1 protein-coding gene is annotated in these 662 nt (G+C 56.6%); it reads left to right on the top strand.

The window, feature by feature from the left end:
- Positions 1-662: FAD-dependent oxidoreductase (locus QQJ79_RS15730; protein WP_284223870.1), on the top strand; the 662-nt coding region annotated here is incomplete at both ends.

The following is a 662-nucleotide window of genomic DNA, read 5'->3' as shown; positions in this document are numbered from 1 at the left end:
GCTGTGTCCCGAAAAAGCTGTTCGTTTATGCCAGCCACTATTCCGATGATTTTCAGGATGCGAAGAATTATGGCTGGACCGTCGGGGAAACCCGTCATGACTGGGCAACCCTGATCCGCAACAAGGATGCGGAAATTGATCGCCTGAACGGCATTTACTACACCATCCTGTCCAACAATAATGTGGAACTGTATGAGGCCCGTGCCGAGATCATCGACGCCCATACGGTTCGGGTCGGGGACCAGACCGTGACGGCGCGTTATATCCTGATCGCCACGGGCGGAACGCCGATGATGCCGGATATTCCGGGCATCGAGCATGCCATTTCCTCGAACGAGGCGTTCCATCTGGAAACCATGCCGCAGCGGGTTGTAGTTGTCGGCGGCGGGTATATCGCCGTCGAGTTCGCCGGGATTTTCAACGGCCTTGGTGCCGATGTGATCCAGCTTTACCGCGGGGAGCAGATCCTGCGGGGCTTTGATGCCGACGTCCAGAACATGGTCGCGCAAGAGATCACCAAGAAAGGTGTAACCCTGAAAACCCACGCCAATCCTGCGAAAATCGAGAAGCTGGCCGATTGCCTTCTCATTACCCTTGAGGATGGCAGCACCCTTGAGGCCGACGCCATCATGTATGCTACGGGCCGCTGTCCCAACACGGAC

The organism is Brevundimonas denitrificans (assembly GCF_030160755.1).
GTDB classification, from domain to species: Bacteria; Pseudomonadota; Alphaproteobacteria; order Caulobacterales; family Caulobacteraceae; genus Brevundimonas; species Brevundimonas denitrificans.
The sequence above is the reverse complement of the archived record's forward strand: the minus strand, read 5'-3'. Positions and strand labels throughout refer to the sequence as shown.